Below are 13,531 nucleotides of genomic sequence, written 5' to 3'. Positions count from 1 at the left end.
TGCGTCCACGGTCCGGCGGCGCCGTGCTCGCGACGGTCCCGCGACGGCGTGCGTGCGGTACCAAGCCGGCGGCCGTACCCGCGCGTTCCGCCGTCGGTTTGCCCAACTCCACTCCTCTGTGGGGCGGTTGGGCCGACCGTCGGAAAAGAGTCCTTGACGTACGGGCCCCGCGGCTTGGATTCTGTTGCGCATGGCGCGGCATCGTGCGTCATACGAAACGTGCCTCGCAGCCAAGAGCACGAGGGGGACCCGTGATTCCCGTCTGCCGTCTTGAGGACCTGCCCCTCGGCGGGTCCGTCCGTCTCGACCTCGACCCTCCCATCACCGTCTTCCACGCCGACGGCGGCCTCTATGCCGTCGACGACACCTGCACCCACCAAGACGCCTCGCTCTCCGACGGTTGGCTGGAGGGCTGTCTGATCGAATGCCCGTTGCACGCGGCTTCATTCGACCTGCGCACCGGAGAGCCACAGTGCCTGCCCGCGCGACGCCCCCTGCGCACACACCGGGTGAGCGTCGAAGAAGGTACGGTCTGGCTCTCGCCCGCGGAGGAGCCCGCGCGCGAGAAGGGGGATGCGGCATGAGAACCGTTACCGTAGTGGGAGCCTCACTCGCCGGCCTCCACGCCGCCAGGGCGCTCCGTTCGCAGGGGTTCGAGGGACACTTGCGCATCGTAGGCGCCGAGCACCATCTGCCGTACGACCGACCGCCGTTGACGAAGGGCTACCTCACCGGCGCGGTGACGGCGGAGCATCTCGCGCTCACCGACGCGCAGGACGAGGCCGAACTCCAGCCGGAGTGGCTCCTCGGCGCGCGGGCCACGGCGCTCGACCTCGGCGAGCGCTCCGTCGTCCTGGCGGACGGCCGCCGCCTGCGCTCGGACGGCGTCGTCCTCGCCACGGGCGCCGCGGCGGTGCCGCTGCGCGGCACGCAGTTCCTCGGGGTGCACACCCTGCGCACGCTGGAGGACGCCGCCTCGCTCCGCGCCGAGCTGCGGGAGGGGCAGGCACGTGTCGTCGTGGTGGGCGCGGGGTTCATCGGAGCCGAGGTCGCCTCCTCGTGCGCCTCGCTCGGCCACCGCGTCACCGTCGTCGAAGCGGGCGCCCATCCGCTCGCCTCCCAACTCGGCGAGGAGATAGGCGCGTTGTGCGCAGGGCTCCACGCCGACCACGGGGTGACGCTCATCTCGGGCGTGGGCGTCGCGGAGCTGCACGGCAAGGACGGCGCGGGCTCCTCGGCGGGGCAGCGCGTCTCGTGGGTCGAGTTGACGGACGGGCGGCAGCTTCCGGCCGACATCGTCGTCGTCGGCATCGGGGCGCGCCCGGCCACCGCCTGGCTCCTCGACAGCGGCCTCCCCCTCTCCGACGGAGTGGTCTGCGACGCGGGCGGTGTCACCGAGGTGCCCCAGGTCGTGGCGGTCGGCGACGTGGCCCGCTCGGCGGGCCGGCGGGAGGAGCACTGGACCCACGCGATGGCGCAGCCGGCCGTGGCCGTGCGCAACCTCCTCGCGGGCACCACGGTCGCCGGCTACGAGACACCGCCGTACTTCTGGTCCGACCAGTACGGCGCTCGCATCCAGTTCGCCGGCCGGCGCCATGCGGGCGACACCGTCCGCCTCGTCGAGGGCTCCCCGAGCGACCGCAGCTTCGCCGCCGTCTACGAGCACGAGGGGGTGCGGACAGCGGCCGTCGCCATGAACCGCCCCCGGCCGTTCGCCCACCTCCGCAGGGAGTTGGGACGCCCGGCAGGCACGGTGCCGGCATGACGCCGACAAGCACAGGGGGCTCGAGGGAGAGTTGTGGGGCGTTCACCCCGCGGGCTGCTCGATGCGGAGCCGCGTCGGGGCCGCGGCCGGAGGCGGCAGCCGGAAGCCGTCGCGGCCCGGGGTGAGCGAGCCGAGGATGCTGGGGTGACGGGCGCCCGTGAGCGTCGGCGCCGTCGCCGCCAGCCCGTGCACCGTCAGCCAGCCGAGGACGGCGAACGCGTACGCCTCCTTGTCGTCCATCGGCATCCCCAGCTTCTGCGAGGTGTGCAGCGGGGTACGTCCCAGCTCTTCGGCGAGCGCCGCCATGAGTGCCGGATTGCGGGTGCCTCCGCCCGAGGCGAGCACCTCCGTGGCGCCGGCCGTGCGCACCGCGTCGGCCGCCGTGCGGGCGGTGAGCCGTGTGACGGTCGCGACGAGGTCCTCCGCCGCAAGCTCCCCGGCGCCCGACGCGGCCAACGCCCGTTGCAGGTAGGCCGGATGGAAGTGCTCGCGGCCCGTCGTCTTCGGTGCGGGCAGCGCGTAGTAGGGGTCGTCGAGCAGGTGCCTGAGGAGGCCGGGGTGCACGGTTCCGCGTGCGGCGAGCGCGCCGCCCTCGTCGAACTCGCGGGCGCCGGAGGTGAGATGGCGCACGGCTGCGTCGATCAAAGCGTTGCCGGGGCCCGTGTCGAAGGCAGAGGGCGGCTTCTCCTCCGGTGAACTGCATGGGACAAGCGTCGCGTTGGCGATGCCCCCGATGTTGAGCGCGGCCGGTGTCCCTTCGCGTCCGCGGAGCCAGAGCACGTCGAAGAGGCCCACGAGCGGCGCGCCCTGGCCTCCCGCGGCGATGTCGCGCGGACGCAGGTCGGAGACGACGGGCAGCCCTGTCGCCTCCGCGATCCATGCCGGCTGCCCCAACTGGAGGGTGCCGAGGGCGCGTTCGCCGTGCGTCCAGTGGTAGACGGTCTGCCCGTGCGAGACGGCGAGCTCTGCACGGTCTCCGCACAGCTCGCGGTCGGCGCGCGCGGCGAGGTCGGCGAAAGCACGGCCGATCTCCGTGTCGAGCGCGCAGACCTCTGCAAGAGTGGTGCCGCCCGGCGGCAGGCACGCGTCGAGGCAGCGCCGCAGCCTCGGCGGATATGGCGCCGAGAGCGAGCCGAGCGGCCGCAGGCGGAGCGTCCCCTGCTCCGGTTCGAGGTCGGCAGCGGCCGCCTCCACGGCGTCGCAGGACGTTCCCGACATCAGCCCGATCACTCGCACGTAGCTCTCCCGCGTCTCCGTCAACTCTGCTGAACACCGTCCTGTTCACAGTTCCCCGAGCGCCTGCCGGTGCCGCGCCTCGCGCATCCCGGTGAGCGCGAGCGCACTCACCGCGCAGGTGGCGGCCGCGTAGTAGCCGGGGATGTCCGCGTTGCCCGTGTGCTCGATCACCTCGGTGATGATCAGCCCCGCACTGCCGGAGAAGACGGCGTTGGAGAGTGCGTACGCCAGCCCGAGGCCGGTGTAGCGGACGCCGGTGGGGAACATCTCGGCGAGCATCGCAGGTCCCGGGCCCGCCATGAGGCCGACGACGGCGCCCGCGGCGAAGAGGGCGCCGGACTGGAGCACGGTCGAAGCCTCCGGGTCCTGGAGGAGGTTGAGCAGCGGCAGCGCGAGGACCACGACGGCTGCCGCGCCGGTGAGCATCACGGGACGGCGCCCGATCCGGTCGCTGACGATCCCCGCGGGCAGGATCGCCGCTGCGAAGCCGAGGTTGGCCACCACCGTTGCGAGCAAAGCCTGTTGGAAGCTGGCGTCGAGCTGACTCTCCAGGTATGCGGGGAGCACCACGAGAAAGGTGTACCCGGCCGCCGACCACCCCATCAGCCGGGCCGCGCCGAGCGCGATCGCCTTCGCCGTCGCGGCCGCCCCCGGCGTGTGCGGGGCCGCGCCGCGCTGGGCCGGGACGGCGGACGGCTGCCCCTCACCCGAGAGCCGCCGGAAGGACGGCGTCTCGTCGAGCCGGAGTCGCAACCAGAGCGCGACGAGCCCGAGCGGCAGGGCGAGCAGGAACGGCAACCGCCAGGCCCAGTCGGCGAGTTGCTCCTCGCCGACGACGGCGACGAGAAGGGCGGCGACGCCGGCGCCCGCGAGCAGTCCGAGCGCCACGGTGAACGACTGCCATGCGCCGTACCTTCCCCGCTTGTCCTGCGGCGCGAACTCCGTCATGAGCGCAACGGCTCCGCCGAACTCGCCGCCCGCGGAGATGCCTTGGAGCACCCGCACCAGGGTGAGCAGCCAGGGCGCCGCGGCGCCGAGCACGGCGTGTCCGGGGAGCAGTCCGATCGTGGTGGTGGCCGCCGTCATCAGTGAGATGACGAGGATCAGTGTGGGCCGGCGGCCGATCCGGTCGCCGAGCCGCCCGAAGAGCGCGGCCCCCACGGGGCGGAAGAAGAAGGCGAGCGCGAACGAGGCGTACGTCTTGATCAGCGCCTCGGCCTCGGTGCCGCCCTCCGGGGTGAAGAACTGCGCGGCGATGATCGTCGCGAAGAAGCCGTAGACGGAGAACTCGTACCACTCGAGAAAGTTGCCGACGGAGCCGGCCACCAGTGCCCGCCGAGAAGTTGACGGTTCATCGGGTTCCTGCGCGGTCGACTCCGTCGCGGTCACGTCGGCTTCCTCCGGGCTCAGCGCTGGTGACCAGGCGAGCGTCCAGCGGGTGCGTCCGGTTGTCAACGAGGTGTTCTCGGCGCACGGATGGCACGACGCGCGCGTCGCCGTGTCTCGCGCTTCCGCGGCGGCAACTGTCTTAGTATCCCGTCAAAAGTCACCTCTGTCCCTTTTTGGGATGTCTGACTGCCCACGAACTCAAGGAGAGGAGGAGACGCGCATGTCGCTCGTCTCTCGTCACCCAAGGATCGTCGCGGGGGTCGGTGCCGTGCTGCTCACCGGCTCGCTCGCCGGCGCCGGCTCCGCCCAGGCGGCACCGCAGGACCCGTCGACCATCTCCGACTCGAAGGCCCCCACCGCGGCCCCGGGGAAGCCGTACGTCACGGTCACCGCGAGCCGCCTGTACCGGCGCATGTACCCGAGCACCGACTCCACCCGCAAGGGCGGCTACAACCAGGGTGCCAAGGTCGGCGTCGACTGCAAGGTCAACGCGCAGAACGTTCAGGGCAACACCATCTGGTACAAGATCCGCGGTGAGGAGCGCTGGCTCAGCGCCCGCTGGGCGAAGAACACCGGCTCGGTGCGGCTGTGCAAGCAGGTCTTCCGCTCGGCCGAGTCGCCCGTCCCGGGGGCCGTCGGCTGACGGAAAAGTGAGAGCCAGGGCCGGCTCCACGACGGAGGCCCTTCCACCGCGCAGGCGGGGAAGGGCCTCCGTCGTGCGTGCTCAAGGCGTCAGGAGCTTTTCCTTGAGTGCCTCGACCGTTGCCGTGTCGAGTCCCAGGCCCTTCTCGACGTACGCGTCGAAGCTGCCGTAGAGGTCGTCGACCTTGTCGAAGGCCGCCTTCAGCCAGGAGAGTTCGACGGCCTCCGGGTTGCCCGTGTACGCGTTGCTGGCGAGGAAGTCCGCCTCGACCGTCGCGCGGGGCACCCCCAAGAGCGTCAGCAGGACGGCCGCGCCCCACCCGGTGCGGTCCTTGCCCGCGGAGCAGTGGAAGACGGTGGCGCCCGAGCCGTTCTCCCCGACGCCGCGCAGGAGCTTCTCGAAAGCACGGTCCGCGCCCTCGAAGTTGACCATGAACGGGTAGCCGATCGACTGCCCCAGATCGGAAGAGCCGGAGAGCAGCCCGAGCGCGATCGCCTCGGCGAGGGTCATGAGCGCGGGGTCGTGGAACCCGATGCCGTGCCGGAGCGAGGCGACGTCCGCCACGGTGTAATCGGCGCCCTCCCAGAGCACGTCCGGATCCTCGTGGCGCTCGACGTGGTTCCGCAGGTCGACGTCGAGGGTGATGCGCTGCGAGGAGAGCTTCGTCTGCTCCTCGGGCGTGAGGTTGTTGAGCTTGTTGCTCCGGTACACCTTCCCGAAGGTCACCCACCGCCCGTCGGCGGTCCGGTACCCGCCGACGTCGCGGAAGTTCTTCGCCGAGGCCACGTTCAGCGAGCGCTCGGCGACGTCGAGTGCGCCCCCGGAGTCGGGCGCGAGCCGGAAGTACCACCGCTCGGCCGGCGGGAGTTGGCCGGCCGGGACCGTCAGGGTGGCGGTGCCCTCGCCGGCGCCGAGGGCCACACCGTCGTCGTCGGCCTCGGGCGTGGTGTGCGCCGTCACCGCCACCGACCGTGCGGGGGAGGACCAGGAGAGGGTGTACGAGCCGTCGGGAGCGCGTTCGGCGCTCGCGGCCGTGAACGGAACTGCCTGCGCTGCGCTTCGCTCGGCGCCGGTCGTGGCGGGGGAGCCGGCGAACGCCGGCGGCGCCGTTGCCGCGGCTCCGGTGAGCAGCAGCACCGAAAGAGCGGCGGCGGATATGCGTCGGGAAGTCACGTGCGGCCTCCTGTGGAGCCTCCACGCGGGAGGCGTCCGGGTCGGCTATCGAGCGGTCGGGAGCTGCTCGTTGATGATCCGGGCGTAGTTCCCCTCGCCCCTGCGGTTGGGGTGGAGCGGGGCCGCGAGGTCGGTCGGCACGAACCCTTCGACCCACTTCTCCTTCGGTGCCGCGCAGGCGTCGTGCCCGCGCGAGGGCGTGAAGAGGTCGACGTACCGTGCGCCGTGCGCGGCGGACTGCTCGCCGATGACCTCGTTGAGATGGTTGACGCCCCCCTGGAGCCAGTCGGCGTCCGAGGGCAGCACGGGGACGGCCGGGTAGCAGCCGCCCGGCTTGACGTAGTCGCCGTATGCGGTGACCACCACGCGCGCCTGCGGGGCGCGTTCGGCGATCCCGTCGAGGACGGCGCCGAGCTTCGGGCCGAACTCCTCGATCCGCTGCGCGACGGTGTCGACGCCGTCCTCGGTGTACTCGTCCTGGCAGCGCGCACCGCGGGGATCGAGTTGGACGCAGTCCTGCGCGACGCCGACGAGCCCGGCGTCGTTGCCGCCGACGGTGAGCGTGACGAGGGTGGTGTCGGCGCGGACGGCGTCGAGCTGGGGCGGCACCTCTCCGGCGGGGACGCCCGCGAGGGAGAGCTTCTGCGGCTCCGTCATGTGCTGGGACTTGGCGCCGCTGCACGTGACGTCGCGGTACTCGTCGACGCCGAGCGTCTTCGCCAGCTCGTGCCCGTAGTTGTGCGTGGAGCGGCCGCAGGCGAGCAGGCCTGTGATGTCGGGGATGAGCGGGCCCGACGCCATCGAGTCGCCGAGCGCCACATAGACCTCGGGTGCGCTCTCGGCGTGCGCGGGCGCGGTGCCCGCGGCGCCGAGGAGGCCGAGCGCGGCGAGCGCGCCGGCTGCGAGTCTCCGTCCGTTGCTTCGCCGGTCCTTCTGCATCTGCGGCTCCTCCGTCCGTCGGCCCGCGGAGTGCGGCCTTCTGGCATGTCCATGCGCGATTCCGGACGCTCAGCATGCTCAGGGGGCACCCGCTGCGGGAACTGGCCCGCAGGGCAGACTTCGGACGCCGCCGTTGTGGTCCGTCACAACAGGGAGGAGTCCGGAACAGCGACTGCCGTCGGGAAAGTGCTCCGAAGGCGCGGTCCTACGACGGCCGCCCGCGTCGACTCCCTTGCAGGGGAGGGGAGTTGGCCCGACCGGTCGCGCCGACCGGCGGCGAGCCGGGGCGTGTCCGCCGGCCGACGGGCGGCGCGGCGTCATGCGCCGACGGGCGGTGTGCCAGGATCGTCCGCAGGCAATCGAAGACCAGCGCGAACGGCGGAGGTGCCATGAGCGAGCCCGTAGGCCGGGAAGGGCCGCATACGGAGGGAGGCGTCGCCTACCTCGTGAGGTTCCGCGCGCAGCGGGGCAGCGGGGGTGCGCTCGCGGAGCTGCTCCTCGCAGCGGCCGACTCCATGGGCACGGTGCCGGGCTGCCTGCTCTACGCAGTCAACTCGGCGGCCGACGACGCGGACACGCTCTGGGTGACCGAGGTCTGGCGCAGCGCGGCGGACCACGCGGCGTCCCTGGAGGCCGACGGCGCACGCGAACTGATCGGCCGCGCCGCTCCCCTCCTCGACGGCGCCCCGGAGCGTACCGACCTCGTGCCGCTCGGCGGTTGGGGCCTGCGCGCGTGAACCACGAGGAGAGCGGGGTGCAGGCCGGGCGGCCGCCCTTCGGCGAGGCGTACGCGCGAGAGGTCCTCTCCGCGGCAGGTGAACGAGGAGCGGAAGCCGCACTGCTCTCGCTCGGCGAGAACGCCGTCTTCGCGCTGCCGGCCCGGGACGACCGCACCGCAGGCCACGGCACCGTCGTCCGTATCGGCCGCGGACCCCGGCTCGCCGAGCGCGCCGCGCACGAACTCCGCGTCGCCGGCTGGCTCGCAGAGCACGGGGTGCCCGTGGTCCGCCCGGCGGCACCCGAAGTCACCGCCGTCGAAGGGCACCCGCTCACCTACTGGGAGAGGCTGCCTCCGGCCGTGCGCCCACCCGGACCAGCGGACGTCGCCGAATTGGTCGGCCTCGTCCACCGGCTCGGGCCCGCCCCCTTCCCGCTGCCCCCACGGGAGCTGCTCGCCGGCGTCGACCGGTGGCTGAGCGTCGCGGGCTCCGCCGTCCCCGCCGCGGACGCCGCGTACCTGCGCGCACGCAGGGACGGTTTCGCCGCCGCCGTCGCCGAGTTGACCCCCGTGCTCGCCCCGGGCCCGATCCACGGGGACGCGCTGCCCCGCAACGTCCACGTGGGACCGGACGGGCCGGTCCTGCTCGACCTGGAGACCTTCTCCGACGACCTGCGCGAGCACGACCTCGTCGTGATGGCGCTCAGCCGGGACAGGTACGGGCTGAGCGAGGAGTCCTACCGGGAGTTCGCCGACGTTTACGGCTGGGACGTGCGTGAGTGGGAGGGCTGCGCCCTGCTGAAGGGGGCGCGCGAGACGGCGAGCTGCGCCTGGGTCTCGCAGCACGCTCCTTCGAACCCCGCCGCGGCACGCGAGTTCGCGCGCCGGATCGCTTCGCTGCGTGACGGGGACACCACCGTGCGCTGGTACCCGTTCTGACGCCCCGCTGTTCCGGGAGGTTCCGGAACACGGAGCGGGAGGTGTGCGTTGTGCGGAACAGGCGTAGCTACCGACCTGCTGTACGGAGGCAACCCATGGGTACCAATTCGGGGGCGGACGGCGGCAAGGGCCGCAGGAGGCCCGGCAAGAGGGAGCAGGGAGGCGCCGAGGAGCACGGCCCTCCTGAGCAGGCGCAGCCGGACGAGGGGGAGAACGGCACCGACTGGGACGCGCTCGTCCTCGACGAGCAGTTCGTCCGCGGCGCCGAGGTGAACGAGCCCGCGGCGCGGACGCGCATGCTGCAGGAGCGCTGGAAGGACAAGCCCCCGGAGCCGCAGCCCTGGCGGGCCGACCAACCGCCGGCCGGCTGGTTCTTCAGCAAGGCCCGCCGCAAGCAGCGCAAGCGCCGCAAGAAGCGGGACTGAGCTCCTCGTCCCGCCATGGGCGAGTGCGCCCGTGCGCCCCCGTCGTGCACCACGGCACCCTTGACCCGCCCCGCCGGCCGTTGAACCGGCGCAGTGGGCATGGTCCGCCGCCCGCGTCGACGGGCGCCGCCTCTCCGGCACCGGCAGTGGAACGACGGGCGGGGATGCGATGACCGGCGGCCGAGCGCGGCGCAGCCGCCGGCACGGTCCCGGCTCCTCGGCCCGCCGCGCGTACGCCTTGCCGACCGTGCGCCTGCACGTTGGTCTGCCCCACGTCGCGAGCGCGGGCTGTCCCCGGCCTGCCGGGAGCTGACCCGTACCGCACGCGACGCCGCCGGTACGGCCGGGAGAGCTTCCGGCGCCGCGGCTGCTGGCGCCTTGGCCGGTCCGTGACGTGCCCGCGCGTCGAAGGACCGTGCGGCAGAGCCGAGTCACCCCACTCCGAGAAGCCTCCGCGCCCGAGCACACCACGCCCGTGCGCACCTTCCGCGGCCGCATCGGGGCGGCGTCGGACAGCGGCTCTCACCCGGTCCCGCACCGTTACGCACTCCACGTGTCTCCGTATCGCCGTGACCCATGAACTCATCGGCCTCAAAGGGCAGTTGCTGCTCCCTGCCCGAGAAGCTGCGCGGCGCCCACGAACGCTCCTGTGCCCGACGACGCGGGCCCTGCGGCGGCCCCGTGCTGCTCGACCGCTGGACGGGCCGCATCGTCAGGAACCACGCCCCGCACATCCGTCGGGATCTCGCCCGCTGCTTCCCGGAAGGCGGCCACGACCTGCAACTGCATCCGGGCGGTGCGGAGTTCGAGACCGCCGCCGTCGCGACCCGGTGCGAAAGGGACGTCGCCGGGGCGGCGCAGCGGGCAGGGCGTTCCGGCGCGGGGGCAGGTGGAGGTGGCGGGCGGTCGGCGCCGACTCCTCGCCGCTCTCGGCGAGTTCGAGGCGCGGCTCGCGCAGCACACGTACGTCGGCAGCGCGCGTACGTCATGGGTGACACCCTCACGGCGACCGATGTCCATCTCTGGGTGACTCTCGTGGAGTTGGACCCCGTGCACGGTCGGCACCTCGACGCGGAGGCGGTGCAACGTGTCGCCGCGCCCCCCATGTTCGGGCGTACACACGGCGGTTGCTCGACCGCCCGGCGCCCCGCCGGCACCTGCGGCTCGACGAAATCGCTCTCCGGCACCGTTGCGCGTACCGGAGGGTGAAGCGGCGGGCGCGGCCGTGCCGGGCATCGGCCGGGCTTCGCGCCGTGACCGCACCGGGCACCGCCCCCGGAGTGAGCCGCGTGCGGTGAGCCAACGCGGCGGGGCGGTCGTCCCACGGGCGGCCGCCGCGCCGTGCCGTTGGTCCAACGACCTTCCCATTCCGGCAAGTTGAGGCGCGCCCCCTGACCGAGCCCGGGAGGAGCCGAGGCGCGCGCTGGGAGGCGCAGGGGCGCCCGGTTGTTCATGGGGCTTGCGCTGGCGCGGCGCGCGCCGTGTCCGCACCACCCCGCGCCGATTCGGCTTCATTGCAGGTCCTCCGCGTACGCCTGCCGTCGAGCGGGTGCGGACATCGTGAGGGGGCCGGCCCGGCAGGGTGTCGTCCCCCGACTACTGCCTCGTGTGGGGGACTTGGCGCCGTTGTCCGCGGCCGGAGCACCATGGCGTTGTAACTACATCTGCAATTACAGTCGCTCCCGTCCGAGTCCGAGCGGTCGAGGTGTGCACGGGGGTACCGCACTATGTACGGCCGCCCAGCACGAAGGAGTCACCAGGATGCGGCAGCAGTTCGAGAACGGCGTCACGGCCACCCGGATCGAGGGCGCGACCTGGCGCAAGAGCACGCACAGCGCCCCCGGCGGGAACTGCGTCGAGGTCGCGGCACTCGCGGACGGGGGCGTCGCCGTCCGCAACTCCCGCGACCCGGAGGGCCCCGCCCTGATCTACACCCGTGACGAGATCGTCGCCTTCCTCGGCGGCGCCAAGGACGGCGAGTTCGACAACCTCGTGGGTTGACGTACGCACATTGACGCACGCGTCTACCCGAGTTGACGTAGACAACACCGTGCTGTAGTTCTCGGAGGCTGCGACACCCTGTCGCCTCGCAGCCTCCGGCGGCGGGTCTTATGGCAATTCCATACCCCCGACAGGATGCTTGGTGCGAGACTGTACGTCCGCCCGGTCACCCAGGGGAGTGGGAATGTCTTCGATGTCTCCGTCGAGCGGGGCCCTGCCGGCGCCTGCCCGCAACGGGCAGTCGCAGGCAGGGCCCACCGCGTTGCGCATCGTGCTCGGCGCTCAACTGCGCCGCATGCGCCAGGAGTTGGACATCACTCGGGAGGCCGCCGGCCGTGCGATCCGCGGCTCGCACGCGAAGATCACGCGCCTGGAGCGCGGCCAGGTGGGCATCAAGGAGCGCGACCTCTCCGACCTCCTCAGCCTTTACCGCGTCCTCGACGAGCCGTCCCGCGCCACCTACTTCGACCTCGCCCGCCAGGCCAACGCGCCCGGCTGGTGGCACCAGTACAGCGACGTGCTGGAGGACTGGTTCGCGCTCCACATCGGTCTGGAGGACGCGGCCTCCCTGATCCGCAGCTACGAAGTGCAATTCCTCCCCGGCCTGTTGCAGACGGAGGCGTACGCGTACTCCCTCAGCCGCCTCGGTTACCCGGACACCCCGGACGACACCGTCGAGCGCCTCGTCCAACTCCGCATGGAGCGCCAGAAGTTGCTGACACGCGAGGGCGGCCCGCGGCTCTGGGTCGTCCTCGACGAAGCGGTGCTCCGCCGCCCGTTCGGCGGTCGCGACATCATGCGCGACCAGCTCAGGCACCTCCTGGAGATCGCCGAGATGCCGCACATCACCCTCCAGGTGGCGCCGTTCGCGACGGGTGCCGCTGCGGCCGGCGCGCCGATCACCATCCTGCGCTTCAACGAGTCGGACATCCCCGACAAGGTCTACTTGGAGCACTGGGGCAGCGCCGTCTACCTCGACAAGCAACCCGAGATCGACCGCTACATGCTGATCATGGACACCCTCTGTGCGGAGTCCGAACTCCCCGACCGCTCGCTGGAGATGATCCACCGGCTTCAGCAGGAGCTCTAGCCACACGCGCCTCCCGCGTCGCCCGCGCTCGCCTCCGCGCGTCCGAGGGTCCCACGGTTTCGGGCAAACACGTACCGCAACCGCCGGAAGTGCGTCACCCTGGCCTCATGTCGGTGTATCAGGTCTCGTGCCCGGCCCGAGTCTTCTTCCTTCGCGAGGAGCTCACGCTCCTGCCGGAGGACGGCTTCGGCGTTGAGTCCGCGCTCTGGTGCGTCCTGGAGAGGGACCACGCCGGGCTCCATCACACGCTCACCCAATGCCTCAGAGGGACCGACTCCCTTCCGCCCCGAAACCTGTGGACCCGCTGGCCGGCGGGCCGCTCCCACGGGCCGCCGCGGGAGACGCTCGTCCTCCCCTCCTGCGACGAGCGCTTCCTGGAGGGCACGACGCAGGAGGAGCGGTGCTCCCTGCCGGACGGCCACGAGGGGCGGCACAGCTACGAGTTCGGTCCCCCGATCACGAAGGACGACGTCCTCCCCGAGTGGATGCTGAGGTTCTTCGAGTGACTCGCACCTGACCCGCGCCGTCTCTCGGACGGGCACCGCGTCGTCGCTCTCCGCAACCGTCCGGCGCGCGGATCAACTGTGGATCGCCAACTTGAACTGCGCATGGACGATTTGGCGCGCAGATGCTCCGTTGTGGCTGACGAGCAGGCCGAGCGGAGTCCCGGGGTGGACGAAGATCTCGTGGTGCTTGGTGAAGCACTGCATGCCGACGGAGCGCGGCCGGTGATCGGTCGCCGTCGAGTCGGTCCCGCCCGCGAGGCTCAGCGGGTCGCGGACGAACTGGTCACGCAGTTCGGTGTAGGCGCCGTCGGCCCACTGGATCATGGCGCTGAGCGCGCCCCAGCCGTCGGCCGACGGCCAGATGAGGCCCGAGCGCGCGTCGCTGTCCCAGTCGACGACCTCGTGCCCGTCGGGCTGCTGCGCCTGGTGCATCCCCTCCTCGTCGTAGGACTCCGCGTCGCCGAAGGGGAAGCGCAGGACGTGGTATTTCCCGTCGGCGGGGATGGACTGCGTCTTGCTGCGGATCAGCGAGCAGACGTGTACGGCCATCGTTCACTCCTCGCTCGTGCGCCCCGCGCGGGCGCCGGATCGCTCCGCCGGCGGCGCTCTGTGTACCGGGCGCCTCCCGTGGCACGGACCCGACCGGGCGTCGGCACCAACTCAACTGCGGAAAGCGTGTGTTGAAGAGTGCCAGGGGAGACGGTGCG

The 13,531-nt window shown here is 72.2% G+C and carries 14 protein-coding genes; 9 read left to right on the top strand and 5 right to left on the bottom strand.

Translation table 11 applies throughout. From position 1 onward, the window contains the following. Positions 1-251 precede the first annotated feature (251 nt). Positions 252-584 carry a bifunctional 3-phenylpropionate/cinnamic acid dioxygenase ferredoxin subunit gene (locus F603_RS0113100; protein WP_019546458.1) on the top strand — a complete coding sequence of 111 codons (333 nt, stop codon included), beginning with the start codon at positions 252-254 and terminating at the stop codon, positions 582-584. Next, entirely contained in the window at positions 581-1,765 is a 1,185-nt protein-coding gene (locus F603_RS0113095; protein WP_026328379.1) for an NAD(P)/FAD-dependent oxidoreductase, read from the top strand. The genes F603_RS0113100 and F603_RS0113095 overlap by 4 nt, the downstream gene beginning before the upstream one ends. 42 nt (positions 1,766-1,807) lie before the next feature. Here F603_RS0113095 and F603_RS0113090 read toward each other — a convergent pair whose 3' ends face one another. Together F603_RS0113090 and F603_RS0113085 are read right to left on the bottom strand one after the other, a co-directional pair. Then, positions 1,808-3,001 (bottom strand): anhydro-N-acetylmuramic acid kinase, encoded by a 1,194-nt coding sequence (locus F603_RS0113090; protein ID WP_026328378.1) that lies wholly within the window; start codon positions 2,999-3,001, stop codon positions 1,808-1,810. Between the two features lie 45 nt (positions 3,002-3,046). Next, positions 3,047-4,390 carry an MFS transporter gene (locus F603_RS0113085; protein ID WP_169379068.1) on the bottom strand — a complete coding sequence of 448 codons (1,344 nt, stop codon included), beginning with the start codon at positions 4,388-4,390 and terminating at the stop codon, positions 3,047-3,049. A gap of 220 nt (positions 4,391-4,610) precedes the next feature. Between F603_RS0113085 and F603_RS0113080 the strand changes: the two genes are divergently transcribed. Beyond that, positions 4,611-5,033, top strand: a complete 423-nt coding sequence (locus F603_RS0113080; RefSeq protein WP_019546454.1) for a hypothetical protein — start codon at positions 4,611-4,613, stop codon at positions 5,031-5,033. Between the two features lie 81 nt (positions 5,034-5,114). Here F603_RS0113080 and F603_RS0113075 read toward each other — a convergent pair whose 3' ends face one another. Both F603_RS0113075 and F603_RS0113070 read right to left on the bottom strand, forming a co-directional pair. After that, the gene (locus F603_RS0113075; protein ID WP_019546453.1) at positions 5,115-6,206 is read right to left on the bottom strand and encodes a tyrosine-protein phosphatase; all 1,092 of its coding nucleotides are present in this window, start codon (positions 6,204-6,206) and stop codon (positions 5,115-5,117) included. Positions 6,207-6,251: 45 nt separating this feature from the next. Next, positions 6,252-7,145: an SGNH/GDSL hydrolase family protein gene (locus tag F603_RS0113070; protein ID WP_019546452.1), complete on the bottom strand. Its 894-nt coding sequence runs from the start codon at positions 7,143-7,145 to the stop codon at positions 6,252-6,254. 389 nt (positions 7,146-7,534) lie between these two features. Between F603_RS0113070 and F603_RS0113065 the strand changes: the two genes are divergently transcribed. From F603_RS0113065 to F603_RS0113035, 6 genes are all read left to right on the top strand, one after another. Further along, the gene (locus F603_RS0113065) at positions 7,535-7,882 is read left to right on the top strand and encodes a putative quinol monooxygenase (protein WP_019546451.1); all 348 of its coding nucleotides are present in this window, start codon (positions 7,535-7,537) and stop codon (positions 7,880-7,882) included. After that, entirely contained in the window at positions 7,879-8,802 is a 924-nt protein-coding gene (locus F603_RS0113060) for a phosphotransferase enzyme family protein (RefSeq protein ID WP_245600763.1), read from the top strand. The genes F603_RS0113065 and F603_RS0113060 overlap by 4 nt, the downstream gene beginning before the upstream one ends. 95 nt (positions 8,803-8,897) lie before the next feature. Next, positions 8,898-9,227, top strand: a complete 330-nt coding sequence (locus F603_RS0113055; protein WP_019546449.1) for an SGM_3592 family protein — start codon at positions 8,898-8,900, stop codon at positions 9,225-9,227. A gap of 1,761 nt (positions 9,228-10,988) precedes the next feature. Then, positions 10,989-11,228 carry a DUF397 domain-containing protein gene (locus F603_RS0113045; protein ID WP_019546448.1) on the top strand — a complete coding sequence of 80 codons (240 nt, stop codon included), beginning with the start codon at positions 10,989-10,991 and terminating at the stop codon, positions 11,226-11,228. A gap of 184 nt (positions 11,229-11,412) precedes the next feature. Further along, positions 11,413-12,318: a helix-turn-helix domain-containing protein gene (locus F603_RS0113040; protein WP_026328376.1), complete on the top strand. Its 906-nt coding sequence runs from the start codon at positions 11,413-11,415 to the stop codon at positions 12,316-12,318. Positions 12,319-12,425: 107 nt separating this feature from the next. Further along, complete coding sequence (locus F603_RS0113035) at positions 12,426-12,824, top strand: hypothetical protein (protein WP_019546446.1); 399 nt, start codon at positions 12,426-12,428, stop codon at positions 12,822-12,824. 72 nt (positions 12,825-12,896) lie between these two features. On the opposite strand, the gene F603_RS0113030 is transcribed toward F603_RS0113035, so the two are convergent. Continuing rightward, positions 12,897-13,373 carry a hypothetical protein gene (locus tag F603_RS0113030; RefSeq protein WP_019546445.1) on the bottom strand — a complete coding sequence of 159 codons (477 nt, stop codon included), beginning with the start codon at positions 13,371-13,373 and terminating at the stop codon, positions 12,897-12,899. Positions 13,374-13,531: the final 158 nt, after the last annotated feature.

The sequence above is a fragment of the Streptomyces sulphureus DSM 40104 genome, assembly GCF_000381025.1.
GTDB classification, from domain to species: domain Bacteria; phylum Actinomycetota; class Actinomycetes; order Streptomycetales; family Streptomycetaceae; genus Streptomyces; species Streptomyces sulphureus.
Note: the sequence above shows the minus strand (reverse complement) of the source record. Positions and strands in the feature narration are given on the sequence as shown.